General features: G+C 58.9%; 25 protein-coding genes. 9 read left to right on the forward strand and 16 right to left on the reverse strand.

What is annotated here, in order from left to right:
* Positions 1 to 25 precede the first annotated feature (25 nt).
* Together AC8GFP_RS02865 and AC8GFP_RS02870 are read right to left on the reverse strand one after the other, a co-directional pair.
* Positions 26 to 526, reverse strand: coding sequence for a putative toxin-antitoxin system toxin component, PIN family (locus AC8GFP_RS02865; RefSeq protein ID WP_506610029.1), 501 nt, complete (start codon positions 524 to 526; stop codon positions 26 to 28).
* Complete coding sequence (locus AC8GFP_RS02870; RefSeq protein ID WP_506610031.1) at positions 523 to 789, reverse strand: ribbon-helix-helix protein, CopG family; 267 nt, start codon at positions 787 to 789, stop codon at positions 523 to 525. The genes AC8GFP_RS02865 and AC8GFP_RS02870 overlap by 4 nt, the downstream gene beginning before the upstream one ends.
* A gap of 113 nt (positions 790 to 902) precedes the next feature.
* On the opposite strand from AC8GFP_RS02870, the gene AC8GFP_RS02875 reads away from it, so the two are divergent.
* Positions 903 to 1,754: an undecaprenyl-diphosphate phosphatase gene (locus AC8GFP_RS02875; protein ID WP_506610033.1), complete on the forward strand. Its 852-nt coding sequence runs from the start codon at positions 903 to 905 to the stop codon at positions 1,752 to 1,754.
* On the opposite strand, the gene AC8GFP_RS02880 is transcribed toward AC8GFP_RS02875, so the two are convergent.
* Genes AC8GFP_RS02880 through AC8GFP_RS02890 form a run of 3 tightly spaced genes read right to left on the reverse strand, consistent with a single transcriptional unit; the run spans position 1,755 to position 6,127 of the window.
* Positions 1,755 to 2,621, reverse strand: coding sequence for an alpha/beta hydrolase (locus AC8GFP_RS02880; protein ID WP_506610035.1), 867 nt, complete (start codon positions 2,619 to 2,621; stop codon positions 1,755 to 1,757).
* Positions 2,618 to 5,209 carry a DNA mismatch repair protein MutS gene (gene mutS, locus AC8GFP_RS02885; RefSeq protein WP_506610037.1) on the reverse strand — a complete coding sequence of 864 codons (2,592 nt, stop codon included), beginning with the start codon at positions 5,207 to 5,209 and terminating at the stop codon, positions 2,618 to 2,620. Before mutS ends, AC8GFP_RS02880 begins: the two co-directional genes overlap by 4 nt.
* A 21-nt stretch (positions 5,210 to 5,230) precedes the next feature.
* A complete protein-coding gene (locus tag AC8GFP_RS02890; RefSeq protein ID WP_506610039.1) occupies positions 5,231 to 6,127 on the reverse strand; it encodes an inositol monophosphatase family protein in 897 nt (298 codons plus the stop codon).
* Between the two features lie 103 nt (positions 6,128 to 6,230).
* Between AC8GFP_RS02890 and AC8GFP_RS02895 the strand changes: the two genes are divergently transcribed.
* The 3 genes from AC8GFP_RS02895 (at position 6,231) to AC8GFP_RS02905 (ending at position 8,206) form a co-directional block, all read left to right on the forward strand.
* Entirely contained in the window at positions 6,231 to 6,959 is a 729-nt protein-coding gene (locus AC8GFP_RS02895) for an RNA methyltransferase (RefSeq protein ID WP_506610041.1), read from the forward strand.
* Positions 6,960 to 6,968: 9 nt separating this feature from the next.
* Positions 6,969 to 7,742, forward strand: coding sequence for a serine O-acetyltransferase (gene cysE / locus AC8GFP_RS02900; RefSeq protein ID WP_506610043.1), 774 nt, complete (start codon positions 6,969 to 6,971; stop codon positions 7,740 to 7,742).
* A gap of 92 nt (positions 7,743 to 7,834) precedes the next feature.
* Positions 7,835 to 8,206 carry a hypothetical protein gene (locus AC8GFP_RS02905; protein WP_506610045.1) on the forward strand — a complete coding sequence of 124 codons (372 nt, stop codon included), beginning with the start codon at positions 7,835 to 7,837 and terminating at the stop codon, positions 8,204 to 8,206.
* A 26-nt stretch (positions 8,207 to 8,232) separates the two neighbouring features.
* Here AC8GFP_RS02905 and mog read toward each other — a convergent pair whose 3' ends face one another.
* On the reverse strand, positions 8,233 to 8,835 hold the full coding sequence (gene mog, locus AC8GFP_RS02910; protein ID WP_506610047.1) for a molybdopterin adenylyltransferase: 603 nt from the start codon (positions 8,833 to 8,835) through the stop codon (positions 8,233 to 8,235).
* The gene (gene yjgA, locus AC8GFP_RS02915; RefSeq protein ID WP_506610049.1) at positions 8,832 to 9,473 is read right to left on the reverse strand and encodes a ribosome biogenesis factor YjgA; all 642 of its coding nucleotides are present in this window, start codon (positions 9,471 to 9,473) and stop codon (positions 8,832 to 8,834) included. The genes mog and yjgA overlap by 4 nt, the downstream gene beginning before the upstream one ends.
* A 40-nt stretch (positions 9,474 to 9,513) precedes the next feature.
* Between yjgA and pmbA the strand changes: the two genes are divergently transcribed.
* Complete coding sequence (pmbA, locus tag AC8GFP_RS02920) at positions 9,514 to 10,902, forward strand: metalloprotease PmbA (protein ID WP_506610051.1); 1,389 nt, start codon at positions 9,514 to 9,516, stop codon at positions 10,900 to 10,902.
* 63 nt (positions 10,903 to 10,965) lie between these two features.
* On the opposite strand, the gene AC8GFP_RS02925 is transcribed toward pmbA, so the two are convergent.
* Entirely contained in the window at positions 10,966 to 12,060 is a 1,095-nt protein-coding gene (locus AC8GFP_RS02925; protein ID WP_506610053.1) for an ABC transporter ATP-binding protein, read from the reverse strand.
* 159 nt (positions 12,061 to 12,219) lie between these two features.
* Between AC8GFP_RS02925 and AC8GFP_RS02930 the strand changes: the two genes are divergently transcribed.
* Positions 12,220 to 13,569, forward strand: a complete 1,350-nt coding sequence (locus AC8GFP_RS02930; RefSeq protein WP_506610055.1) for a type III glutamate--ammonia ligase — start codon at positions 12,220 to 12,222, stop codon at positions 13,567 to 13,569.
* 74 nt (positions 13,570 to 13,643) lie between these two features.
* Here the strand turns inward: AC8GFP_RS02930 and AC8GFP_RS02935 are convergent, their stop codons facing one another.
* From AC8GFP_RS02935 to AC8GFP_RS02950, 4 genes are all read right to left on the reverse strand, one after another.
* Positions 13,644 to 14,090 carry a GatB/YqeY domain-containing protein gene (locus AC8GFP_RS02935; protein WP_506610057.1) on the reverse strand — a complete coding sequence of 149 codons (447 nt, stop codon included), beginning with the start codon at positions 14,088 to 14,090 and terminating at the stop codon, positions 13,644 to 13,646.
* 75 nt (positions 14,091 to 14,165) lie between these two features.
* Positions 14,166 to 14,378, reverse strand: a complete 213-nt coding sequence (gene rpsU / locus AC8GFP_RS02940; RefSeq protein WP_007833691.1) for a 30S ribosomal protein S21 — start codon at positions 14,376 to 14,378, stop codon at positions 14,166 to 14,168.
* 121 nt (positions 14,379 to 14,499) lie between these two features.
* Positions 14,500 to 15,741 carry a BaiN/RdsA family NAD(P)/FAD-dependent oxidoreductase gene (locus tag AC8GFP_RS02945; RefSeq protein ID WP_506610060.1) on the reverse strand — a complete coding sequence of 414 codons (1,242 nt, stop codon included), beginning with the start codon at positions 15,739 to 15,741 and terminating at the stop codon, positions 14,500 to 14,502.
* Positions 15,738 to 16,646: an alpha/beta fold hydrolase gene (locus tag AC8GFP_RS02950; RefSeq protein WP_506610535.1), complete on the reverse strand. Its 909-nt coding sequence runs from the start codon at positions 16,644 to 16,646 to the stop codon at positions 15,738 to 15,740. The genes AC8GFP_RS02945 and AC8GFP_RS02950 overlap by 4 nt, the downstream gene beginning before the upstream one ends.
* Positions 16,647 to 16,671: 25 nt before the next feature.
* Between AC8GFP_RS02950 and AC8GFP_RS02955 the strand changes: the two genes are divergently transcribed.
* Entirely contained in the window at positions 16,672 to 18,399 is a 1,728-nt protein-coding gene (locus AC8GFP_RS02955) for an acetate--CoA ligase (RefSeq protein WP_506610062.1), read from the forward strand.
* Here the strand turns inward: AC8GFP_RS02955 and AC8GFP_RS02960 are convergent.
* The 3 genes from AC8GFP_RS02960 to AC8GFP_RS02970 all read right to left on the reverse strand — a co-directional run bounded on the left by AC8GFP_RS02960 (position 18,370) and on the right by AC8GFP_RS02970 (position 19,859).
* A complete protein-coding gene (locus AC8GFP_RS02960; RefSeq protein ID WP_506610064.1) occupies positions 18,370 to 18,786 on the reverse strand; it encodes a type II toxin-antitoxin system VapC family toxin in 417 nt (138 codons plus the stop codon). The genes AC8GFP_RS02955 and AC8GFP_RS02960 overlap by 30 nt on opposite strands.
* On the reverse strand, positions 18,783 to 19,037 hold the full coding sequence (locus AC8GFP_RS02965; protein WP_506610066.1) for a FitA-like ribbon-helix-helix domain-containing protein: 255 nt from the start codon (positions 19,035 to 19,037) through the stop codon (positions 18,783 to 18,785). Before AC8GFP_RS02965 ends, AC8GFP_RS02960 begins: the two co-directional genes overlap by 4 nt.
* A gap of 66 nt (positions 19,038 to 19,103) precedes the next feature.
* Complete coding sequence (locus tag AC8GFP_RS02970) at positions 19,104 to 19,859, reverse strand: SDR family NAD(P)-dependent oxidoreductase (RefSeq protein WP_506610068.1); 756 nt, start codon at positions 19,857 to 19,859, stop codon at positions 19,104 to 19,106.
* Between the two features lie 111 nt (positions 19,860 to 19,970).
* On the opposite strand from AC8GFP_RS02970, the gene AC8GFP_RS02975 reads away from it, so the two are divergent.
* Together AC8GFP_RS02975 and plsY are read left to right on the forward strand one after the other, a co-directional pair.
* Complete coding sequence (locus AC8GFP_RS02975; RefSeq protein WP_506610070.1) at positions 19,971 to 21,047, forward strand: aldo/keto reductase; 1,077 nt, start codon at positions 19,971 to 19,973, stop codon at positions 21,045 to 21,047.
* A 3-nt stretch (positions 21,048 to 21,050) separates the two neighbouring features.
* Entirely contained in the window at positions 21,051 to 21,707 is a 657-nt protein-coding gene (gene plsY, locus AC8GFP_RS02980; RefSeq protein WP_506610072.1) for a glycerol-3-phosphate 1-O-acyltransferase PlsY, read from the forward strand.
* A 24-nt stretch (positions 21,708 to 21,731) separates the two neighbouring features.
* Here the strand turns inward: plsY and AC8GFP_RS02985 are convergent, their stop codons facing one another.
* Positions 21,732 to 22,217 carry a YajQ family cyclic di-GMP-binding protein gene (locus tag AC8GFP_RS02985; protein ID WP_506610075.1) on the reverse strand — a complete coding sequence of 162 codons (486 nt, stop codon included), beginning with the start codon at positions 22,215 to 22,217 and terminating at the stop codon, positions 21,732 to 21,734.
* Between the last annotated feature and the right edge of the window lie 14 nt (positions 22,218 to 22,231).

Here is a 22,231-nt window from a genome sequence, read left to right on the forward strand (position 1 = left end):
ATCACGACAGCGCACAGGGCTGCGGTCATGTGAACAGCAATGAGGGGGGTGAGTTGCATGTCAAAGTTTCCGTCTTAATCGTTGTTCCAAGTGCTTCATGCGCATCAAATCTTGCAATAGGAATACCTCGATAAACCTGATCCATCAATTCGCGTGGCGTCACAATGCGCATGGATTGAACTGCATACATGGTCAACAAAACCTTATCGCCGGTGACAAAATAATCTGCACCGGTTTGCACCGCGTCGGCCAGCACCCAGCCGTCATCGGGGTCGGCGCAAGGCACGGGCTCCATTGCTTTGGGTGACACATTCAGCAACTCTGCAATTTGAGCCAATTGAGCCGCAACCACTACAGCAGGAAAACCCATTTTGTGGCGAAGAATGCGGGCCGTTTCGCCAAGCACGGTTTCGCTGATGAACACCTGCCTCTGAGAGATTTCTTGAACCTCAAACAGCAACTGCCGACACAGCGCCGAGCCACGCAGTGCTGAAACCAGGACGTTGCTGTCGACAAACACTTTCATGGCTTGGAAATGCGACTGCGGTTGATTTCGCGGCGCTCTTGCCGATAGTCATCGCACAGCTTCATCACATCGTCATCCGAATAAACGCCTGCGGCCAAGAAATGTGGCGCCATAGGTGTGGCGGCCGCTTCCCATTGAAGTTTGAACACATGGGCTTGCAATGCTTGTCTTGCCAGTTCGCTTTTGCTGGTGCCCGTTTGTGCGGCCAAGCTGGTCAGTTGGGCGTCGAGTTGCGCATCCAGGCGCAAAGTGAGCATGCTCATGGGGACTCCTTTATTTGTATGACATCGTAATACAGCAAGTTTCAAGAATCAATTTAAAACTATTCAGAAATACAAAGCTTAAAATAATTCCAATTTATTCAAAAGGATACGCCGTGGACTTCATGTTGTTATTCAAAGCGGCCGTCATGGGTGTGGTGGAAGGGTTGACCGAGTTCCTGCCTATTTCTTCCACCGGCCACCTCATCCTAGCGGGCGCCTTGCTGGGCTTTGACGACGAGAAGGCCAAGGTGTTCGACATCGCCATTCAAACCGGCGCCATCTTGGCCGTGGTCATCGTTTATTGGGAAAAAATTGCCAGCACCGTGGTGGCCTTGCCCACCCAGCGCTTGGCACGGCGCTTTGTCTTGAATGTGCTCATCGCTTTTGTGCCAGCCGTGATCTTGGGCTTGTTGTTTGGCAAGGCCATCAAAGCGCATTTGTTCACGCCCACCGTGGTGGCGTCCAGCTTCATCATCGGCGGTTTCATCATTTTGTGGGTGGAAGGTTGGGGCCGCAAACCTTTGCACGATGGCCACCCCGATGACCATGCGCGCATCGTCAACGTGGAAAGCATGACACCCTTAGACGCCTTGAAAATTGGTTTGGTGCAATGCTTGGCCATGATCCCAGGCACCAGCCGCAGCGGGGCCACCATCATTGGCGGTATGTTGCTGGGTCTGAGTCGCAAGGCCGCCACCGACTTCTCGTTTTACCTGGCCATTCCCACACTCATTGGCGCAGGCGCTTACAGCCTGTACAAAGATCGTGCGCTGCTCAGCATGGCCGATGTGCCCATGTTTGCGGTGGGGTTGGTGTTCTCGTTCCTGAGCGCCTGGGCTTGTGTGCGCTGGCTGCTGCGCTACATCGCCACACACACTTTCGTGGTGTTTGCCTACTATCGCATTGCCTTTGGTGTGGTGGTGCTGGTCACGGCTTACAGTGGTTTGGTGAATTGGCAGGCTTAGTTATTTAGCCACCACGGGCCCCAGCATGTTCACCACTGCGGCTTCTATGGCAGCAGCGGTGGCCACCGGACTTTCCATCGGCACCAGGTGCGTGCCGTCGATGATGGTGATGCGCCCCTTGGTGACCCGCTTGGTGAAGTCGCTGCCTGCAATCCGCATTTCACGCGAATGCCGTGCCGCCACCAAACTCACTGGGCACTTCAAAGGATGCCGCTTGAGGATGCGCTCTAAGTTGTGCGGCACGCTGTTGTAAATCTGGGTTTCAATGTCGCGCGAGAAGCTTAAAACGCGTTGCAATTGACCGTCCACCAACGCTTCTTCGGTGCCGTATTGGATGTAGTCTTCCAACACTTGCGGGTGCCAGCGGGCGAAATGTTTTTTGCTGGCAAAGTGCGCCCGCACCTCGTCCAAGTTGGCCCACACATGGCGGCGTTTCTGACTCACCGCACCGGGTGAAAATTTATTCGTCAAGGACAATTTTTTGGACAGCTGCAACACATGGGCTTGCCAACCGGCCACGGCGGGTGCATCCACCATCACCACGGCATGAGCCAACTCGGGGTGCTGCGCGGCCAACATCAAACTCAGCATGCCGCCCAAGGAGTGCCCCACGAACACCACCGGGCCGGTGTGCGCAGCCACCAAGGGCTTGGCGAAGGCCAACAGTTCTTCCACCAAATGCGGCCAGTTGCTGCTGACCGGGTAGGCTGGGTTGTGGCCGATTTTTTCAAGCGAATGCACTTGCAAACCACGGCGGCGCAATTCGTTCAACATCACGCTGTAGGTGCTGGCCGGAAAACTGTTGCCATGAAAAAAAAGCACCAACGGTGTGCCGCTGGGGATGGGTCTTGCAAGCGCTGGGGTCATGTGAGTTTCTTCAAGGCGTACAGCGCGTCCAGCGCTTCGCGGGGGGTGAGGCTGTCGGGGTCGAGTTGGTTCACAGCGGCTTGCAAGGGGCTGGGGCCGTTGTCCAAACTTTCAGGCGGCTCGGCAAACAGATCCACTTGGGCGCGGCTGGCTTGGGCATCGGTTTCCAAAGCCGACAACGCATGTTTGGCATGGTTCAACACGGCGGTGGGCATGCCAGCCAAACGCGCTACTTGAATGCCATAGCTTTTGCTGGCCGGACCAGCTTGAATCTCGTGCAAGAACACCACGTCGTTGCCACTTTCGGCGGCACTCACATGCACGTTCACAGCGGCGCGGTGGCTGGCCGCGAACTCGGTGAGCTCGAAGTAATGCGTGGCAAACAAACTGTAGGCCTGTGTTTTGTCGTGCAAATAGGTGGCAATGCCGCTGGCCAAAGCCAAGCCGTCAAAGGTGGAGGTGCCGCGCCCAATTTCGTCCATCAGCACCAAGCTTTGCGGTGTGGCGTTGTTCAAAATTTGAGCGCCCTCGGTCATCTCCAACATGAAGGTGGACTGCGCATTGGCCAAATCGTCAGCCGCGCCAATGCGGGTGTGAATGGCGTCGATGGGCCCCAATCTGCAAGCGCTGGCAGGCACATGGCTGCCCATGCTGGCCAACAACACGATGAGGGCCACTTGCCGCATGTAAGTGGACTTGCCGCCCATGTTCGGGCCGGTGATGATTTGCATGCGTTGCGCTGGGCCCAGTTGAGTGTCGTTGGCGATGAAGCTGCCACCGGTTTCAGCCAAACGCGACTCGACCACCGGATGACGGCCTTGCGTGATGCTGATGCCGGGCGTGTTCACCAACTCGGGAGCGCACCAGTTCAGCGTCAAAGCGCGTTCGCACAATGTGGCCAACACATCCAAGGTGGACAAGCCCCAGGCCACTTGGCCCAAGGCAGGCACAAAGCTTTGCAAACTGTCCAGCAGTTGTTCGTAGAGCCACTTTTCACGCGCCAAGGCACGGTCTTGCGCCGACAAGGCTTTGTCTTCAAAGGCTTTCAGCTCGGGCGTGATGAAGCGCTCGGCATTTTTCAGGGTTTGGCGACGCCGATAGTCGTCCGGCACGCGGTCGAGCTGGCCCTGCGTCACCTCGATGTAAAAACCATGCACCCGGTTGAACTGTACCTTCAGGTTGGCAATGCCGGTGCGTTCGCGTTCCCGCACTTCAAGGGCCAATAAAAATTCATCGCCGTTGTTTTGAATGCCGCGCAACTCATCGAGCTCGGCGTCAAAGCCGTGGTTGATGACGTTGCCATCGCGCACCATGGCAGAGGGTTCAGGCAACAAAGCGGCTTGCAGCAAGGCGGCGCACTCGGGTGGTGCCACCAAGGACGCCGACAAGGTGTGAAGCCAAGGTGTTTGCAAAGCGGGTTTCAACAAAGTGGGCAAGGCGCTGGCGCGTTGCAAGGCCAAGCCCAGGGCCACCAGTTCGCGCGGTCGCACTTGGCGCAAGGCCATGCGGGCACTGATGCGCTGCACATCGCCCAAGCCTTTCAAAGCGCTGCGCAGTTCGCGCCACACGCCTGCGCCATGTTCACCTTGCAGTGCCGCAATGGCGTCCAAGCGTTGTTGAGCCGAGCTGCGTTCACGCGGTGGTTCCAACAGCCAGCGTTTTAAAAGGCGGCTGCCCATGCCGGTCATGCAGGTGTCGAGCAATGAAAACAACGTGGGGCTGTCTTCGCCGCGCAAGGTTTGCGTGAGTTCCAAATTGCGCCTTGTGGTGGCGGGCAAGTCGATGCGTTCTTCGTTGCGTTCCACCCGCACTTTTTGCACATGCGACAGGCTGCGCCCCTGCGTGTGTTCGGCATAGGCCAGCAAAGCCGAGGCGGCGGCATGGGCTTGCAGCAGGTCTTGCGCTTGCCACGCCACCAAGCTGGCGGCTTGCAGTTGTTCCAGCAATTTGCGTTGGCCCAAGCTGCTGTCAAAAGCCCAAGCAGGACGCTCGCTTTTCACCGGTGCGCTGTTCAACAGGGGGCGCAAATGCGCGGGCAAGTCGCTGCTGAAAATCACTTCGCTGGGTGCAATGCGGGCCAGCCAAGCAGGCAGTTCGTCGGCGGCGCATTCGGCCAGTCGCAACTCGCCTTCGGTCACGCTCAGCCAAGCCAAGCCGCAGCCTTGCGGTTTGCCAGCGCGTTCGCTGGCATGCACCGCCAACACATAGGCCTCGGTTTTGTCATTCAGAAGTTCGGCGTCGGTGAGGGTGCCGGGCGTCACCACCCGCACCACTTTGCGCTCAACCGGCCCTTTGCCGCCGACTTCGCCCACCTGCTCGCAAATGGCAACAGATTCACCCAGCTTGATCAGCTTCGAGAGGTAGTTGTCCACCGCATGAAACGGCACCCCGGCCATCACCACCGGTTGGCCAGCCGACTGGCCACGCTGCGTCAGTGTGATGTCCAACAAACGCGCGGCCTTTTCAGCGTCTTCAAAAAACAGCTCGTAAAAATCCCCCATGCGGTAGAAAAGCAAGGTGTGGGGAAAGTCCGCTTTGAGGCCCAAGTACTGGGCGATCATGGGGGTGTGTTGCGACAAATCGGCCATGGTCACAGCACCACGGTCGGCTTATTCGCCGCCTTCTTCAGGGGCAGAGACGCGCAAGGTTTTCAGGGATTCACTGACCGCGCGTTTTTCCTCGACGCTGGCAAATTTGGAATAAGGCTTGAGCAGGCCGACCATTTGCGCATACACCTTGGGGTTGGCCGCCATGCATTCGCGCTGGTGCAGGTAGTCGGCGTCGCCGCTGAAATTGCCCACCAAGCCACCGGCTTCGGTGATCAACAAACTGCCAGCCGCCATGTCCCAAGGCTGCAAGCCGGTTTCAAAAAAACCATCAGCAAACCCGGCGGCCACATAGGCCAAATCGAGTGCCGCCGCACCGGGGCGGCGCAGTCCGGCGGTGCGTTTCATCATGTCGGCCATCACCTTCAGATAAGCCGTGTAGTCGTCTTCGGGGCGAAACGGAAAGCCGGTGCTGATCAGGCACTCTTCCAAGCGGGTGCGCTTGCTCACGCGCAAGCGGCGGTCGTTCAAAAACGCGCCACGGCCCCGGGTGGAGGTGAACAAATCGTTGCGGGTCGGGTCGAACACCACGGCTTGTTCGAGGCGGCCACGGCTTTGCAGTGCGATGCTGACGCAGTAAAACGGAAAACCGTGGATGAAGTTGGTGGTGCCGTCCAGCGGATCGATGATCCAAATGTTCTCGGCGTTCGGGTTGCCGCGTGTTTGGCCCGACTCTTCGGCCAAGATGCCGTGGTCGGGGTAGGCGGTTAGCAAGGTGTCGATGATGATATTTTCGCTGGCATGGTCGACTTCGGTCACGAAGTCATTGGCCATTTTCTGGGAGACCCGCACCGATTCGACGTCCAGCGCCGCCCGGTTGATGATGACGCCCGCAGCACGTGCAGCCTTGATGGCCACGTTGAGCATGGGGTGGATGGAAGAAGAGGAGGCAACATTCATGGGCGGGGGTGGCGGCCTGTGAAGCACGCACCAAAGTAGGCGAGGGGAATCCAAAAAAATGCGCCCGGTAAGACGGGCGGCGAGAATCGGCTATTTTAGACCCATGCACACCCGCTTCATCCTCCTTGAAACCAGCCACGCTGGCAACGTTGGCGCCACCGCCCGCGCCATGCGGGTCATGGGCTTTGACGATTTGGTCTTGGTGGCCCCGCGTTGGGCCAATGTCCTGCGCCGAGAAGAAACCATACAGCGGGCCAGCGGCGCCCTGAGCGTGCTGGAAAACGCCCGCATCGTGGCCAGTTTGGACGAGGCCTTGGACGGGATCACCCATTTGTGCGCCACCGCCATGACGCCGCGCGACTTTGGCCCGCCCACCCGCTCCCCGCGCGAGCACTTCGCCACCTTGCCAAACCCCACGGGGGAGGGCGGCATCGCGTTTTTGTTCGGCTCTGAGCGCTTTGGCATGAAAAACGAGGACGTTTACCGCTGCCATGTGGCGCTGAGCATTCCCACCGACCCGCATTTTGGCTCGTTGAACCTGGCCAGTGCGGTGCAGGTGGTGGCCTACGAATGGCGCTTGGCCCTGGGCGGCTATGCGGTGCAAGAAGCGACTGCAACGCCCAGCCATGCGGATGCCGCCCAAGTGGCAGGGATGTTGCAGCACTGGGAACAGTCCTTGGTGGACATTGGTTTTCTAGACCCCACCGCCCCTAAAAAACTCATGCCACGCCTGAACCAGTTGTTCAACCGCGCCGACTTGAGCGAGGAAGAAGTCCACATCCTTCGCGGGATTGCCAAGGCCATGAGCCAGTCGGCCAAGGGAAAAAGTTAGACTCTTTGCATGTTTTCAAGAATTCGTGCCGACGCACAAACCATCCTCGACCGCGACCCCGCTGCCCGCGGTTGGCTGGAAGTCCTCACCTGCTACCCCGGCTTGCACGCCTTGCTGTTTCACCGCTTGGCCCATGCTTGCTGGCAAGCTGGTTTGTACTGGCTGGGCCGTTTCATCTCTCACGTTTCGCGCTTTTTCACCGGCATTGAAATCCATCCGGCGGCCGTCATTGGCGAGCGTGTGTTTTTCGACCATGCCATGGGCGTGGTGGTGGGCGAAACCGCTGAAATTGGCGACGGCTGCACCATCTACCAAGGCGTCACTTTGGGCGGCACCTCTTTGTACAAAGGCACCAAGCGTCACCCCACCCTCGGCAAAGATGTGGTGATCGGGGCGGGCGCGAAAGTATTGGGCGGCTTCACCGTGGGCGATGGTGCCAAAGTGGGCAGCAATGCGGTGGTCACCAAACCCGTGCCCCCAGGGGCTACTGCAGTCGGCAACCCGGCGCGCATCATCGAAGCCAAGTCTGATGCGGTGCGTGAAGAAGTGGCATCCAAAATGGGCTTTTCTGCTTATGGGGTGACGCAAAACGACGACCCTTTGAGCCAAGCCATGCGCGGCCTGATCGACCATGCCGCAGAGCAAGAGAAACAAATGGTCATGCTCTGGCAAGCTGTTGAAAAAATAGCCGCTGGCACGGCCAATCCAGATGATTGCAAGCCCAATTTAGCGGCAAAAACTGCCCATTTAGAAATCGAAAAACTCAACAAACTGATCGATTGAACAGGTTTTAGAGGTTTAAATATAGCATTTGATAATTTCAATGGCTCGCGCTTGGCATGGAACAGTTCATAAAGCTTTACCCACACCATCTGATGGTGCTTCAACATGACGAAGAAACCTACCTGGGCGAACTGTCTTTCAGTGTGGAGCAGTACGGCTTGTTGATTGACAACTTCGAATTCAAGTTGCAGTTGCTTCAGCCCAATGAACACTACGACCATTGGCGTTTTGCCTGTGAAGAGCCTCGTCAACTGAAGGTGCCTAACTTCTTGATCTTTCTGAAGTCAGTTGAGCAGTATGTTTTCAAGAATCTGAAATTTTCACCACAACACGCGGTGTTGGATGATGACAAACCCAAGAAAAGCTTCATCACTTCCAAAAGCCCCAAGCCACAACCCTTTTACCTGCATTTCCAAGACATGTTTTTTGACACCAACACATCCAGACTGAAACATCAAAAATGACCAGTCTGGGTCAATGGGGTTCAAACTCAAACAGCATCTGGCACAGGGCGTACCGCTGATTTCGGTCTGAAGGCTTTGCAAAAACCATCGTGGGTTTGCAAATAGGGGCCGCCAATCAGGTCGATGCAATACGGCACGGCGGCAAAAATCCCATCCACCAACACCTCTCCATCTGGGGACTTTAAGCCGCCCAAGGTTTCGGTGATGGACTTGGGCTGACCCGGCAAGTTGATGATGAGCGCCTCACCGCGAATGACAGCCACTTGCCTGGACAAAATCGCGGTGGGGACAAAGCGCAAACTGATTTGTCGCATTTGTTCGCCAAAGCCGGGCATTTCCTTGTCGGCAATGGCCAAAGTGGCTTCTGGTGTCACATCGCGTTTGGCCGGACCCGTGCCGCCGGTGGTCAGCACCAAATGGCAACCGGCCTCCACCAGGTCCACCAAGGTTTGGCTGATCAAGGCTTGTTCATCGGGAATCAGGCGCGGCTCGAATGCAAGCGGGTTTTGCAGAGCCTGGCCCAGCCAGTCGCGCAGGGCGGGCAAGCCTTTGTCTTCGTAGGTGCCACTCGAGGCGCGGTCACTGATGGAAACGATGCCAATGCGCACCGTGTCTAAGGGCGTGGTCATGATTGGGGTGTGTCAGAAGTGGTGAGGTGATCGCGCACGATTTTGAAGATGTCGCGGAAGGCCCGGCCTTGGCGCGGAAACTGTCCATGGGACACAGCGGTTTTGTCGGGCAGGCCGTCTTTGCGGGCTTGGCGCACCAAGGCACGCAGTTGCTGGCTGTCGGTGTCGGGGTGGGCGCTCAGCCACTCGGCCAAGGCGGCGTCGTCTTGCAACAAGCGGTCACGCCAATGCTCGGCCATGTGCAAAGCCAAGGTCTCTTCGGCGCTGCCATTGTGTTGCACATCCAACGCAGCACGAATGGCCTGCACTTGGTCTTCGTCGAGTTTGCGCATCAGCTTGCCGACAAACTGCATTTGACGGCGCTTGCCTTCGAAGTTGGTGATTTTCTTCGCCTCGCGGATGGCTTCATGCAAAGCCTCGGGCACGTGTTCTTGCGCCACCAACTGCAGCATCGCGTCTTGGCGCAGTTCCAGTAAATCTTCACCCAGTTTTTGCAACTCGGTGCTTTCACGCTTCATGTCGGTTTTGCTGGATAAATCTTGGCCTTTTTGCTCGCGCTTGAGCTCCAAGTCGAGATCGCTGCCTTCGGCAACAAAATGACCTTTGACGTAATAGCCTTTGGTGGGTTTGCGGGACATGGTGTGAGGTTATAGGGGGCCAAGTATCATAGCTGTCGATATGACCCACACCGTTCACGCCCCCGCATCCTCGTCCGCCGCCTTGCCAGGTTTTAGCAACAGCCGCGCCCAATTTGAAGCCTTGGTTGACAGCGCCTTGGCCCATGCCAAAAAAATCGGCGCCACCAACGCCGCCGCCGAAGCCTCTGAAGGCACCGGTTTGAGCGTGTCCGTGCGCAAAGGCGAGCTCGAAAACGTCGAACGCAACCGCGACAAGTCTTTGGGCGTGTCGGTTTACCTGGGCAACCGCCGAGGCAGCGCCAGCACCTCTGATTTTTCGCAAGCGGCGATTGAACGCACGGTGCAAGCCGCCTACGACATCGCCCGCTTCACCGCCGAAGACCCAATGGCTGGTTTGCCCGATGCTGATTTGATTGCCCACGCACAACGCGACCTCGATTTGTTCCACCCCTGGAGCATCACCAGCGAACAAGCCGCTGAGATTGCGTTGCGCTGTGAAGCCGCAGCCATGGGCGTGGACAAACGCATCACCAACAGCGAAGGGGCGGCAGTCTCGGCCCAGCAAAGCCATTTCTTCAGCGCCCACACGCATGGGTTTCGTGGCGGCTACGCCAGTTCGCGCCACAGCATTTCCGTGGCACCCATCGCTGGCAAAGGCGACGACATGCAGCGCGACCACTGGTACAGCTCGATGCGCCACGCCAATGAATTGGCCTCGCCTGAAGCCGTGGGTCGCTATGCCGCAGAACGCGCCCTGAGCCGTTTGCATGGACGCAAAATCCCCACCACCAGTTGCCCGGTCTTGTTCGAGTCGCCCTTGGCGGCGGGCTTGTTGGGCGGCTTGGTGCACGCTTTGAGTGGCGGTGCGCTCTACCGCAAAAGCAGTTTTTTACTGGACTCCTTGGGCACCCAAGTGCTGCCCGCCCACATTCAGGTGCACGAAGACCCGTTCATCCTGCGAGGCAAAGGCAGTTCGGCGTTCGATGAAGAAGGTGTCAAAACCGCGGCCCGCCAAGTCATTCGCGATGGCCAAGTGGAAGGCTATTTCCTCAGCAGCTACTCGGCACGCAAACTCGGCATGCGCACCACCGGCAACGCAGGCGGTTCGCACAACCTGGTGCTCGAATCCAAACTCACGCAAGCTCATGACGACTTGAAAGCCATGCTGAAAAAACTCGGCACTGGTTTGTTTGTCATTGAACTGATGGGGCAGGGCGTGAACTACGTCACCGGCGACTATTCACGCGGAGCCAGTGGTTTTTGGGTCGAGAAGGGTGAAATTGCGTTTCCAGTGCAAGAAATCACCATCGCCGGCAACCTCAAAGACATGCTGATGGGCATCCAGGCCGTGGGTGCCGACACCTACAACTACGGCGCCAAAACCGTGGGTTCGATGCTGATCAACCGCATGAAGGTGGCTGGCGCCTGAGATCAGTGGCTTGGTGCAGATGGCCTTGGCGCTGCGGCAGGCCGGGGGCTCACCAAAAGTGATTCACTGGGTCAGCACCACCATGGCGTTGTCTTGCCAATGGGCCCAAACTTGTTGACCGATCTCAATCGGGTCTTGGTGCCGGTCTGCATTGGTGACCCAAGTCTGCATCGTCAGGCCGTTCCCCATCTTCAATGCATAACTGGTGTAGCTGCCAAAGTAAGACAAACTTTGCACCGTGCAATGCACGGCGTTGTGATCGATGCTGGGTTTGGTGAAAGACAGATTGATTTTTTCGGGGCGCAAAGCCACGCTGACCGCCATGCCCAGGTGGCCGGAAATACCATGGCCAATGCGGAAGGTACAGGTTGAACTGGTGATGAGGGCATGGTCCGGTTGGTCCTCGGTCAATTCACCGTCGAACAAGTTCACGTTGCCCACAAAGTCGGCGACAAAGCGGCAGTTGGGGTACTCGTAGACATCGCTTGGGGTGCCTACCTGCAAAAAACGGCCCTCACTCATCACAGCGATGCGGTCGGCCATGGTCATGGCCTCATCTTGGTCGTGCGTGACCATGACGCAGGTCACGCCCACTTGTTTGATGATGTTGACCAACTCCACCTGGGTTTGCTCGCGCAGTTTTTTGTCCAATGCCCCCAAGGGTTCATCAAGCATCAACAATTGCGGACGCTTGACCAAACTGCGGGCCAGGGCCACGCGTTGCTGCTGCCCGCCAGAGAGTTGATGAGGACTGCGTTTGGCAAGCTTTTGCAGTTGAACCAGTTGCAAGATAGCGTCCACCCTTTGGGCAATTTCGGCCTTACCCACGCCATCGCGTTTCAAGCCAAAGGCCACGTTTTCCCAGACATTCATGTGTGGAAACAGCGCATAAGATTGAAACATCATGTTCATCGGTCGCTCATACGGGGGCAAATCAGTCACATCCTTGCCATCAAGCCAAACCCGTCCGCTGCTGGGGTTTTCAAAGCCAGACAACATGCGCAACAAGGTGGACTTGCCGCAACCAGAGGAGCCCAGCAGGGCGAAGATTTCTCCGCGCTCGATATTGAGGCTGACGTCGTTGACAGCAACGGTCTCGCCAAATCGTTTGGTGATGTGATCAATGCGCAAAAAGGTGGTGTTGTCGGTCACGGTCATGGCGTAGTCAAGTGGTTGAATAACGCACTGGTGAAAGTGCAACTGGTGGCTGATTTTAGGCAGAATTAAAACCACTGTTTTCAAAGGCACAATCGCAGGGTCGACATTCCCGCTAACTGCCATCGGCCTTGGAAAGTTCCCAACATCACCCGATCAACCATGTCTAACAGCTCTTTTTCATTGGAAGAACGCCTGCAACAACTGCGCACCCAAGGTGTGCACACGGTGCTGGCGCAGTTCACCGACATCTTGGGCCAGGCCCGAGGCAAATTGGTGCCCTTGGTCCATGTGCAGCAACTCATCGATGAAGGCGCAGGTTTCAGTGGCCCCTCGATTTGGGGCACGGGCTTGCCGCGCATGGGGCCGCGCTCGGAATACTTTGGCCGCATCGACGCCCACAGCCTGCAAGCCCTGCCTTGGTGGCCCGGTGTGGCCCGTGCGGTGTGCAGCGGCTTTGCCGGTGGCCAGCCGCTCAACACCTGTTCGCGCCAAGTGTTGGCCACGGTCTTGGGTGGTTTGAAGGCACGTGGGTGGACCGCCCGGGTCGGCATCGAGCCCGAGTTTTTTGTGTTTGACAAGGACAGGGCCGAGGGCTTGAAACCGGCCGACCCCAGCGATGTGCAAGCCAAGCCGTCCTACGACTTGGCGGTGATGCAACGCCAAGCCGCTTGGCTCGAAAGCCTGCGCAGTCAACTGCTGGCGCTGGATTTTCAGCTGCTGCAAATCGACCACGAGGACGCCAACGGCCAGTGGGAAGTGAACTATGGTTTTGACGAGATGTTGGCTGCAGCCGACCGCTACATGCTGTTCAAGATGACCGCGCAAGCCGTCACCGAACAACACGGCATGGTGTTTTCGGGCATGCCCAAACCCTTTGCCCATGCCCCGGGCAGCGGCTTGCACTTTCACCTCTCGCTCACCGATGCCCAAGGCCGGGCCGTGCTGGCCGACCCCTTGGGGCGGCATGGCTTGTCATTGCAAGGCCAGCAGTTTGTAGCGGGCTTGTTGCACCATGCGCCTGCCTTGGCCGCAGTGTGTGCCCCCAGCGTCAACAGCTACAAGCGCTTGGCGGCCACCCACTCGCAATCTGGCACCACTTGGTCGCCCAACCTGATTGCTTGGGGTGACAACAACCGAACTGCCTTGGTGCGCAGTGTCGCTGGCCGGGTGGAGTGGCGCTTGCCCGACCCCAGCGCCAACGTCTACGCCGCCTTGGCGGCCACGCTGAGTGCTGGCTTGTTGGGCATCGACGGGGCCATGACCCCACCCGCACCCCTGGACGAAGATTTGTATCAGATGCCTGTTGAGCTGCAACAGCTGCACCAACTGCGCCGCTTGCCCGCCGATTTGGGCCAAGCGCTGCAAGCCTTTGGCCAAGACCAAGCCCTGCGCCAGGCCATGGGGTCGGCTTTTTCAGAGGTGTATGAGGCGGTCAAGCAGCAGGAGTGGATTGAGTGGCAGGCCGCCGTAACCGATTGGGAAACCCGCCGCTACGGCGCGTGGTGTTGAAACACCTGTGTCTTCAGGGGCAGGGCTGACAGGCGACAGCCGCCCCAGTCAAGCGGCTTTTCCAAAAGGCGCCATCAACCCGCCAATGCCGCTTTCACTGCGGCACTCACCAAGCCCATGTCGGCTTTGCCAGCCAAACGGGTTTTCACGGCGCCCATGACCTTGCCCATGTCGCCGGGGCCAGCGGCGCCCACCTCGGCCACGATGGCGGCGACTTCGGCTTGGATTTCTTCGGCGCTCAAACGCTTTGGCAAATACACCTCGAGCACGCCAATTTCAGCGGATTCCACATCGGCCAGGTCTTGGCGTTGGGCACTCAGGTAGGCGGCCACCGAGTCTTTGCGCTGTTTTATGAGCTTGTCGACGATGGCGATCACCGCCACATCGTCAAGCTCGATGCGCTCGTCCACTTCTTTTTGCTTCATCGCCGCTTGCAGCAGGCGGATGGTGCCCAAGCGCACGCTGTCCTTGGCCCGCATCGCGGTTTTCATGTCTTCGGTGATTTGGTCTTTCAGCGCCATGGCTGTGCTCCTCAAGTAAAAAGGCCCGCACGGACGGGCCGGGCGAGCCTGATCAAGCCAATGCTTGCGTCGGGATCAGTACAGTTTTTTGGGCAACTGCATGCTGCGAACGCGCTTGTAGTGGCGTTTGACAGCAGCTGCTTTTTTGCGTTTGCGTTCGGCAGTGGGTTTCTCGTAGAACTCGCGGGCACGCAAGTCGGTGAGCAAGCCCAATTTTTCGATGGTGCGCTTGAAGCGGCGCAGGGCCACGTCAAAGGGTTCGTTTTCTTTTACACGGATGGTGGTCATTGACAACAATTTTCAAAATGTGCACACCTTGGAAAAGAAGAAGATCGGACTTCAAAACCGTGGCGGCGGTGGTTCCCAACGGGTTGTGGCTGTCGGGGGGTGGCCGTAATCAAGCTCGAAATTATAGCGTTTTAAGCCGCTGGGCCAAGCCAAGGGCACAGGCATGGGCGCTGGACCAGGCCCATTGGAAGTTGTAGCCGCCCAGCCAGCCGGTGATATCGACCACTTCCCCTATGAAATACAAGCCCGGCTGGCGCGATTCCAAAGTCTGCTGGGACAGCGCTTGGGTGTCCACGCCGCCCGCGGTGACCTCGGCTTTGGCATAGCCCTCGGTGCCAGCAGGCGTCAGAGTCCACTGGCTCAGGGCCTGGGCCAGTTGGTGCAAGGCTTTGTCCGGGGTGTCGGGCAGGGCGCGTTGCCAGGCGCTGTTTTGCGCCACCCAGGTGTCGGCCAAGCGCTGCGGCAGCCAAGCGGTGAGGGTGTTGGCCAGTTGCTTTTTGGACTGCTGTTTGGCGGCCAGCAAGGCCGCGTCCAAGTCGGTTTGCGGCAACAAATTCAGCTCGATAGGCTTTCCAGGCTGCCAATAACTTGAAATTTGCAGCACCGCTGGCCCCGACAAGCCGCGGTGGGTGAAGAGCAAATCCTCCTCGAACACGGGGCGGTGCTTGCCGCTGCCGGTGCTGATGTCCACGGGCAAGGACAAACCGGCCAAGGCCGCAAAGGGCTGCCAATCAGCGGCGCTGAAGGTGAGCGGCACCAAAGCTGGACGCGGCGTCACCACCTTCAAACCAAACTGCTGGGCCAAGCGAAAGCCCAGGTCGGTGGCGCCAATTTTCGGAATCGACAAGCCGCCGCTGGCCACCACCACGGCCTGGGCTTGCACCTCGCCTTGGCTGGTTTGCGCGGTGTAGCCATGGGCTGTGGCATCGCTGAACTGCAAGCTTTGCAGACTGCAAGGCTGCCAACGCGTGACTTTGCCGCCCATGGCACCGGCCTCGCATTCGCGCAGCAGCATGTCGATCAGGTCTTGCGCACTGCGGACGCAAAACAACTGGCCCTTGTGTTTTTCGTGGAATGCGATGCCGTGCTTGTGCATGAGCGCGGTGAAATCGGCGGCGGTGTAACGGCTCAAGGCGCTGCGGGCGAACTGCGGGTTCTCGCCCAAAAAGTGCTTGTGCGGCGAACGGGTGTCGATGTCTTTGTTGGTGAAGTTGGCGCGACCGCCCCCCGAGATGCGGATTTTTTCAGCCACCTTGGGGCTGTGGTCCAGCAGCAGCACCTGCAAACCTTGTTGTGCCGCCACCCCCGCGCAAAACAAACCGGCGGCCCCCGCGCCGATGATCAGCACATCGGTTTGCGTCATGGCTGGTTTAGAAACGCTTCAATGTGCTGCGCCAAAACGGCGGGTTGGTCGTGGTGCATCATGTGGCCAGCGTCCTCGATGACCACGGTGTGCAGGTTTTTCACCGACTGAATCCGCTGGTGGTACTCGGCCAACGTGAAGCGTCCTTTCCACCAGGTGTCCAAGCTGTTGTCGCTGGCTTCCACGTTCAGCACCGGTGCCGTGATCCGCTCGTACATCGCCAAAATTTCTTCCACCCGAAACAAATTCGCGTTCGTCACTTTGTGCGCGGCGTGACCCAGGATCTCCCATTCGCCTTGGGCGTTGGGCTTGGCCCAATGCTGGGCCAGCCATGCGGCTTTGTGGGCGTCCAAACGCGGGTTGGTTTTCATCAAGCGCTGGGCCACCGCCTCGGCACTGGGGTAGCTGCGCAGGGCTTTTTCGCCCACACGCAAAGCCTTCATTTCATCCATCCATTGGGCGTAGCGGGTGGGGGCTTGTTCGGGTTTGGTGGCTGCCAAACCAAAGCCTTCCAAGTTGATGAGGCGGCGAATCCGTGTGGGCCGAATACCCGCGTATTGCATCACCACGTTGCCGCCCATGCTGTGGCCCAGCAGGTCGATTTCACCCTCGGGTTGGTAGTGGTCGATCAACGCATCCAGGTCGGCCAAGTAATCGGGAAACCAGAAGTTGTCCACTTCGCCGGGGTGGGTCAGGCCGTAGCCGCGCCAATCAGGCGCCACGATGTGACGCTCCTCGGCCAAGGCGTCAATGACGAATTGAAACGAGGCGCCGACATCCATCCAACCATGCACCATGAAGAGCGTGGGTTGGTGGGTATTGGGGCGGCCCCATTCGCGCACGTGGTATTGAAGGTGACGCAGGGGAATAAATCGGCTGATAGCCTGGCGTTGGACTTGGTACATTCCGTCGATCATAAGGACGTCTCGCATGAAGCCTCAGGCTCTAGACCACCACGCAGCCATGCTGCTGCAGTTTCGCTGGCAGGTGCCGCGTCAAATGAACATCGCGCAGTTGTGCGCCAAGCGCTGGGCCACGCACGACAACGGCCAGGGCGTGGCCGTCATCAGCCACCATGTAGATGCCCCCGCAACACAGCACAGCTTCGCCGAGTTGCAAGCCGGGGCCAACGCCATGAGCCAGCAACTGGCCGCTTTAGGCGTGCAGCGCGGTGATCGCGTGGCCGTGGTGCTGCCCCAGCGTTTCGAAACCGCCGTGGCCTATATGGCGCTGTGGCAAATGGGCGCGGTGGTCATGCCCTTGTCGCAACTCTTTGGCCCCGAAGCCTTGTTGTTTCGCCTGCAAGATGCGCAAGCCGTGCTGGCGGTGGTGGACCACGTTTCTGCCGCCACGGTGCAGGCCTTGCAAGCCGACTGCCCCGAACTGCAAACCCTGCTGAACGTGGACGACATGCCCTGGCACATGCAGGCCAAAGCTTGGCCCATGGCCGACACCTTGGCCAACGACCCCGCGGTGTTGATTTACACCAGCGGCACCACCGGCCCGCCCAAGGGCGCACTCATTCCGCACCGTGCATTGATCGGCAACCTGAGTGGTTTTGTGTGCAGCCAAAACTGGTTTGGTTTTGCGCCCAGCGGGCCGTCGCCGGAGGATGACAACGCGTTGCCCTTGGGCAGCCACGCCGTGATGTGGTCGCCCGCCGATTGGACCTGGACCGGCGGCCTGATGGACGCCTTGTTGCCCAGCCTGTATTTCGGGCGGCCCATCGTCGCTTGGGCAGGGCGGTTTTCAGCCGACTTGGCCTTTGGCCTGATGCAGCAACACCGCGTCACCCACACTTTTTTGTTTCCCACCGCTTTGAAGGCCATGATGAAGGCCTACCCGCACCCCAGCACGCGGTTTCAACTCGACTTGCAAGCCATCATGAGCGCCGGTGAGGCGGTGGGCGACGCTGTTTTCAACTACTGCCAACAAGAGCTGGGCGTGACCGTGAACGAGATGTTTGGCCAGACCGAGGTGAACTACATCGTTGGCAACTGCGCCATGAATGGCGAGACCGACGGCGGCGTGGGTTGGCCTGCCAAGCCCGGCAGCATGGGCCGCGCCTACCCCGGGCACAGGGTGGCGGTGATTGATGAGGAGGGCCAAGAGTGCGCTGTCGGTGTGCCCGGCGATGTGGCCTTGCACCGCTTCGATGTGCACGGCGACCCCGACCCGATTTTTTTCCTGGGCTACTGGGGTCAGCCAGAGGCCACCGCCGCCAAATTCAGCGGCGACTGGTGCCGCACCGGCGACCTGGCCACCCGCGACGCCGACGGTTACCTCTGGTACCAGGGCCGCGCCGACGATGTGTTCAAGTCGGCGGGGTACCGCATTGGCCCCAGCGAAATTGAAAACTGCTTGGTGAAGCACCCCGCTGTGGCCAACGCCGCCGTGGTGCCCAAGCCCGATGCCGAGCGCGGCAACGTGGTGAAAGCCTATGTGGTGTTGGCGGCGGGCTTTGTCGCTACAGATGGTTTGGTGGCTGAGTTGCAACAGCATGTGCGCGGTCTGCTGGCGCCCTATGAGTACCCGAAAGACATTGAATTCATCGAGTCTTTGCCGATGACCACGACGGGCAAGGTGCAGAGGCGGGTGTTGCGGTTGAGGGAAGAAGAGCGGGCAAGGTCAAGCAAGCCAAGGGTTGATCACCTCTAAACCCACAGCCGCAAAAGGTGCTGTGTCTCGAGTGGCCACGATCATGCGCTTGGATGCCGCGATGGCGGCGATGTAGCCATCTGCAGTCGGAAAACCTTGGCCTTTGGATTTGGCCAGAGCGGCGAGTTGAGCGTAGGTCTTGGCCGTGTCCAAGTCGAAGCCCAAGATTCGTCCTTTGTGCATGTCTGCAAGTCCATCCACGGTTTCTTCTAGCCTCAGTTTGCGTTGTCCTTGAGGCATTGCGGCAACACCAAACAACAATTCAGCGAACGTGATGGAAGACACAAACAAAGTTTCAGCGGCTTGCATATTCAGCCAACCCAAAACCTGGCTATGGGGCAAAGGTTTCATGGCTTCTGAAACCACATTGGTGTCAAGCAAGATCATTCGAAACGCATGGGTTCGGCGGCTATTCGTGGTCGAATTTCCTCCAAAGCTTCGACGTCTTCATTGGTCAAGCCCATTTGCTGACCCAATGCAGACATGGCATCTCCCATCTTGACTCGGTTTGGTGGGTTGACCGCATTCGCCAGTATTTGGCGAACTTCGGCCTCGGTGCTTTGCCCATGAGCCGCTGCTTGCAGGCGCAGGGCGCGGTGAACATCGTCTGGAATATTGCGAACAGTCAGCATGGCCATGGCTCAACCTCATGTTGAAATCAGAAAGTGCATGCATTTTAAGGAAATGAATGCATCTCGCAAGATTTAATTTCTCAACGCCGGCAACCCCACCCCCGTCGCCTCAAACCCACCGTCCACCGCCACCACTTGGCCGGTGAGGTAGCTGGCCTCGTTGGAGGCCAAAAACACAATCACGCGGGCAATTTCAGCCTCGCTGCCATAGCGGTTGAGTGGGATGGCATCGTGGTAGGCGCTGATGATCTCTGGACTGTGCACCGCCATGGCAAGCTTGGTTCGCACGGGGCCAGGCGCCACGCAATTGACCCGGATGCCGTGTTCGCCCAACTCCACCGCTTGTTGTTTGGTGAGTTGGATGACGGCAGCCTTGGAGGTGCCGTAGGCCACGCGCAGGGTGGAGGCACGCAGGCCCGAGATGGACGCGATGTTGACGATGCTGCCTTGGCTTTGGCGCAGCGCCGGGATGACCGCTTGCGAACACAAAAACACGCCGTCCAAGTTGGTGCGCATCACGGCTTGCCAACGCGCGAACGTGGTTTCTTCAATCGGCCCAAAGTCGGCCACACCCGCGTTGTTCACCAGCGCGTCAATCCGCCCGGACCAGCCCTGCACCGTGCGCACCATGTCTGCCACTTGCTGTTCGTCGGACACATCGCAGTCCACGGGCAACACGTGTTGCAAGCCTTGGGCGGCGCGGTGCAACTCCTCGGTGTCGCGGTCCACCATGGCCACTTGGTAGCCCTTGGCCAAGAAAAGCTGCGTGGTGGCCAGACCGATGCCGCGAGCGGCCCCGGTGACGATGGCGGTAGGGGTGTGGTTCATGTTGGCGTGTCTTTCAATTGAAGCGGCGTCATCAGATGGGCGCATTCTCATGCAAAGCCGCCCCAACCCCTGTCGCGCCTATGCCAGCCCGCGCCGCTTAAACTCCGCCCCATGAACACACTCAGCCTCACCCCTGTTCGCTTGGGCCAAAGCGATTTGCACGTCACCCCCATTTGCCTGGGCACCATGACTTTCGGTCAGCAGGTGGACGAAGCGACCAGCCACACCATCATGGACCACAGCATCGAGCGGGGCGTGAATTTCTTCGACACCGCCGAGATGTACGCGGTGCCGCCCACCGCCGACACCTATGGTTTCACCGAGACCTACATCGGCAACTGGCTGTCCAAGCGCCCAGGGATGCGCCAAAAAATGGTGCTCGCCACCAAGGTGGCGGGCCCCTCGCGCGGCATGCCGTGGGTGCGCAGTGGCGACGGCATGACCGCCGCCGACATCCTGGCCTCGTGTGACGCCAGCTTGAAGCGCCTGAAAACCGACGTCATCGACCTGTATCAAATTCACTGGCCCGAGCGCCACGCGCCCATCTTCGGCGCGATGTACTACGAGCCCAGCAAAGAACGCACGGTCACCTCGATCCACGAACAGCTCGACGCCATGAGCACCTTGGTGAAAGCGGGCAAGGTGCGCTACATCGGTTTGTCGAATGAAACCTCTTATGGCGTGCATGAGTTTGTGCGCTTGGCCGAGCAACACAACCTGCCGCGCATCGCCGCCGTGCAAAACGTGTATTGCTTGGTGAACCGGATTTTGGACAACGGTTTGGACGAGACCATGCACCGCTTGGACGTGTCCTTGTTGGCCTATTCGCCGCTGGGTTTTGGCCTGTTGACCGGCAAGTACGACGCCTCCGGCATCACCGGCCCCGATGCGCCCAAAGAAGCCCGCATCGCCAAATACGAAAGCATGCGCAAGCAGCGCTGGGGCCGCCCCGAAGCGCTGGAAGCATCGCGCCGCTACAACGCCTTGGCCCGCGCCAACGGCATGACGCCCACGCAGCTGGCGCTGGCGTTTTGCTACACCAACTGGCGTGTCGCCAGCACCATCATTGGTGTGACCTCGGTGGCGCAGCTTGACGAAGACTTGAACGCTTGGGGCACCCAGCTCTCGCCCGAGGTGTTGGCGGCCATCGACGCCATCCGTTGGGACCTGCGCGACCCGGCGATTTGAAGCATGAACATCCCGCTTGAATTGCTGCACCCGCTGTTGGCCACGGTGCTGGCCTATTTGATTGGCTCGGTGTCGTTTGCGGTGGTGGTCAGCCGCGTCATGGGCCTGAGCGACCCGCGCTCTTATGGCAGCCACAACCCCGGGGCCACCAACGTGCTGCGCTCGGGCAACAAACTGGCGGCCTTGCTCACCTTGTTGCTGGATGGCGTGAAAGGCTGGTTACCGGTGTATGCCGTGGTGCAGTTTGGCGCGGCCTACGGTTTGGGCCAGGGCAGTGTGGCTCTGGTGGCGCTGGCGGCCTTCTTGGGTCATGTGTGGCCGGTGTTCTTCCGCTTCCAAGGCGGCAAGGGCGTGGCCACGGCGGCGGGCGTGTTGTTTGGCATCGAGCCCTTGTTGGGCCTGGCCACCTTCGCCACTTGGTTGATCGTGGCGTTCTTCTCGCGCTATTCGTCTTTGGCGGCGCTGGCCAGCGCGGTGTTTGCGCCCGCTTACTATTTCCTTGGCCACCGCGTGGCTTGGTATGCCGACGACTTCGTGCTATTGGCCACGGTGGTCATGAGCGCCATTTTGGTGTGGCGGCACCAAGGCAATATCGCCAAGCTGATGCGCGGGGAAGAAAGCCGCATTGGCGGCCAGAAATTGGGGTCAGATTCCAATTAATCAATTGGAATCTGACCCCAATTGCTAATCGCGGAAATTGTCAAAAGTGAGGGGAAGGTCGGTCATGTCTTTGCGGATCAGCGCCATGGCCGCTTGCAAGTCGTCGCGCTTGGCACCCGTCACCCGCACCGACTCGCCCTGAATCGCCGCCTGCACCTTGAGCTTGCTATCTTTAATTAACCGCTGAATCTTCTTGGCATCCTCGCTGGCAATGCCCTCGCGCACCTTCACCACCTGCTTGACCTTGTCGCCGCCGATTTTTTGCACATCGCCCTTGTCCAGGAAGCGCACATCCACGTTGCGCTTGGCCAGTTTGTTGCGCAGGATGTCGTCGATTTGCTGCAGCTGGAAATCGCTGTCGCCAATCAAGGTGATGTCTTTGTCTTTGAGCTCGATGGCAGCTGACGTGCCTTTGAAATCGAAGCGGGTGCCGATTTCTTTGGCGGTGTTCTCCACCGCATTTTTCACTTCCACCACGTCGGCTTCACAAACGGTATCAAAAGAGGGCATGGTTGCAGGCTCAG

This window comes from Limnohabitans simekii (SeqCode) (genome assembly GCF_965234735.1).
Lineage (GTDB): Bacteria > Pseudomonadota > Gammaproteobacteria > Burkholderiales > Burkholderiaceae_C > Limnohabitans > Limnohabitans simekii.

What these genes read in the sequence shown, in the direction of transcription:
- AC8GFP_RS02865 (WP_506610029.1), bottom strand. Translation starts at nt 526, where the DNA reads ATGAAAGTGTTTGTCGACAGCAACGTCCTGGTTTCAGCACTGCGTGGC.
- AC8GFP_RS02870 (WP_506610031.1), bottom strand. Translation starts at nt 789, where the DNA reads ATGAGCATGCTCACTTTGCGCCTGGATGCGCAACTCGACGCCCAACTG.
- AC8GFP_RS02880 (WP_506610035.1), bottom strand. Translation starts at nt 2,621, where the DNA reads ATGACCCCAGCGCTTGCAAGACCCATCCCCAGCGGCACACCGTTGGTG.
- mutS (WP_506610037.1), bottom strand. Translation starts at nt 5,209, where the DNA reads ATGGCCGATTTGTCGCAACACACCCCCATGATCGCCCAGTACTTGGGC.
- AC8GFP_RS02890 (WP_506610039.1), bottom strand. Translation starts at nt 6,127, where the DNA reads ATGAATGTTGCCTCCTCTTCTTCCATCCACCCCATGCTCAACGTGGCC.
- AC8GFP_RS02895 (WP_506610041.1), top strand. Translation starts at nt 6,231, where the DNA reads ATGCACACCCGCTTCATCCTCCTTGAAACCAGCCACGCTGGCAACGTT.
- cysE (WP_506610043.1), top strand. Translation starts at nt 6,969, where the DNA reads ATGTTTTCAAGAATTCGTGCCGACGCACAAACCATCCTCGACCGCGAC.
- AC8GFP_RS02905 (WP_506610045.1), top strand. Translation starts at nt 7,835, where the DNA reads ATGGTGCTTCAACATGACGAAGAAACCTACCTGGGCGAACTGTCTTTC.
- mog (WP_506610047.1), bottom strand. Translation starts at nt 8,835, where the DNA reads ATGACCACGCCCTTAGACACGGTGCGCATTGGCATCGTTTCCATCAGT.
- yjgA (WP_506610049.1), bottom strand. Translation starts at nt 9,473, where the DNA reads ATGTCCCGCAAACCCACCAAAGGCTATTACGTCAAAGGTCATTTTGTT.
- pmbA (WP_506610051.1), top strand. Translation starts at nt 9,514, where the DNA reads ATGACCCACACCGTTCACGCCCCCGCATCCTCGTCCGCCGCCTTGCCA.
- AC8GFP_RS02925 (WP_506610053.1), bottom strand. Translation starts at nt 12,060, where the DNA reads ATGACCGTGACCGACAACACCACCTTTTTGCGCATTGATCACATCACC.
- AC8GFP_RS02930 (WP_506610055.1), top strand. Translation starts at nt 12,220, where the DNA reads ATGTCTAACAGCTCTTTTTCATTGGAAGAACGCCTGCAACAACTGCGC.
- AC8GFP_RS02935 (WP_506610057.1), bottom strand. Translation starts at nt 14,090, where the DNA reads ATGGCGCTGAAAGACCAAATCACCGAAGACATGAAAACCGCGATGCGG.
- rpsU (WP_007833691.1), bottom strand. Translation starts at nt 14,378, where the DNA reads ATGACCACCATCCGTGTAAAAGAAAACGAACCCTTTGACGTGGCCCTG.
- AC8GFP_RS02945 (WP_506610060.1), bottom strand. Translation starts at nt 15,741, where the DNA reads ATGACGCAAACCGATGTGCTGATCATCGGCGCGGGGGCCGCCGGTTTG.
- AC8GFP_RS02950 (WP_506610535.1), bottom strand. Translation starts at nt 16,646, where the DNA reads ATGTACCAAGTCCAACGCCAGGCTATCAGCCGATTTATTCCCCTGCGT.
- AC8GFP_RS02955 (WP_506610062.1), top strand. Translation starts at nt 16,672, where the DNA reads ATGAAGCCTCAGGCTCTAGACCACCACGCAGCCATGCTGCTGCAGTTT.
- AC8GFP_RS02960 (WP_506610064.1), bottom strand. Translation starts at nt 18,786, where the DNA reads ATGATCTTGCTTGACACCAATGTGGTTTCAGAAGCCATGAAACCTTTG.
- AC8GFP_RS02965 (WP_506610066.1), bottom strand. Translation starts at nt 19,037, where the DNA reads ATGGCCATGCTGACTGTTCGCAATATTCCAGACGATGTTCACCGCGCC.
- AC8GFP_RS02970 (WP_506610068.1), bottom strand. Translation starts at nt 19,859, where the DNA reads ATGAACCACACCCCTACCGCCATCGTCACCGGGGCCGCTCGCGGCATC.
- AC8GFP_RS02975 (WP_506610070.1), top strand. Translation starts at nt 19,971, where the DNA reads ATGAACACACTCAGCCTCACCCCTGTTCGCTTGGGCCAAAGCGATTTG.
- plsY (WP_506610072.1), top strand. Translation starts at nt 21,051, where the DNA reads ATGAACATCCCGCTTGAATTGCTGCACCCGCTGTTGGCCACGGTGCTG.
- AC8GFP_RS02985 (WP_506610075.1), bottom strand. Translation starts at nt 22,217, where the DNA reads ATGCCCTCTTTTGATACCGTTTGTGAAGCCGACGTGGTGGAAGTGAAA.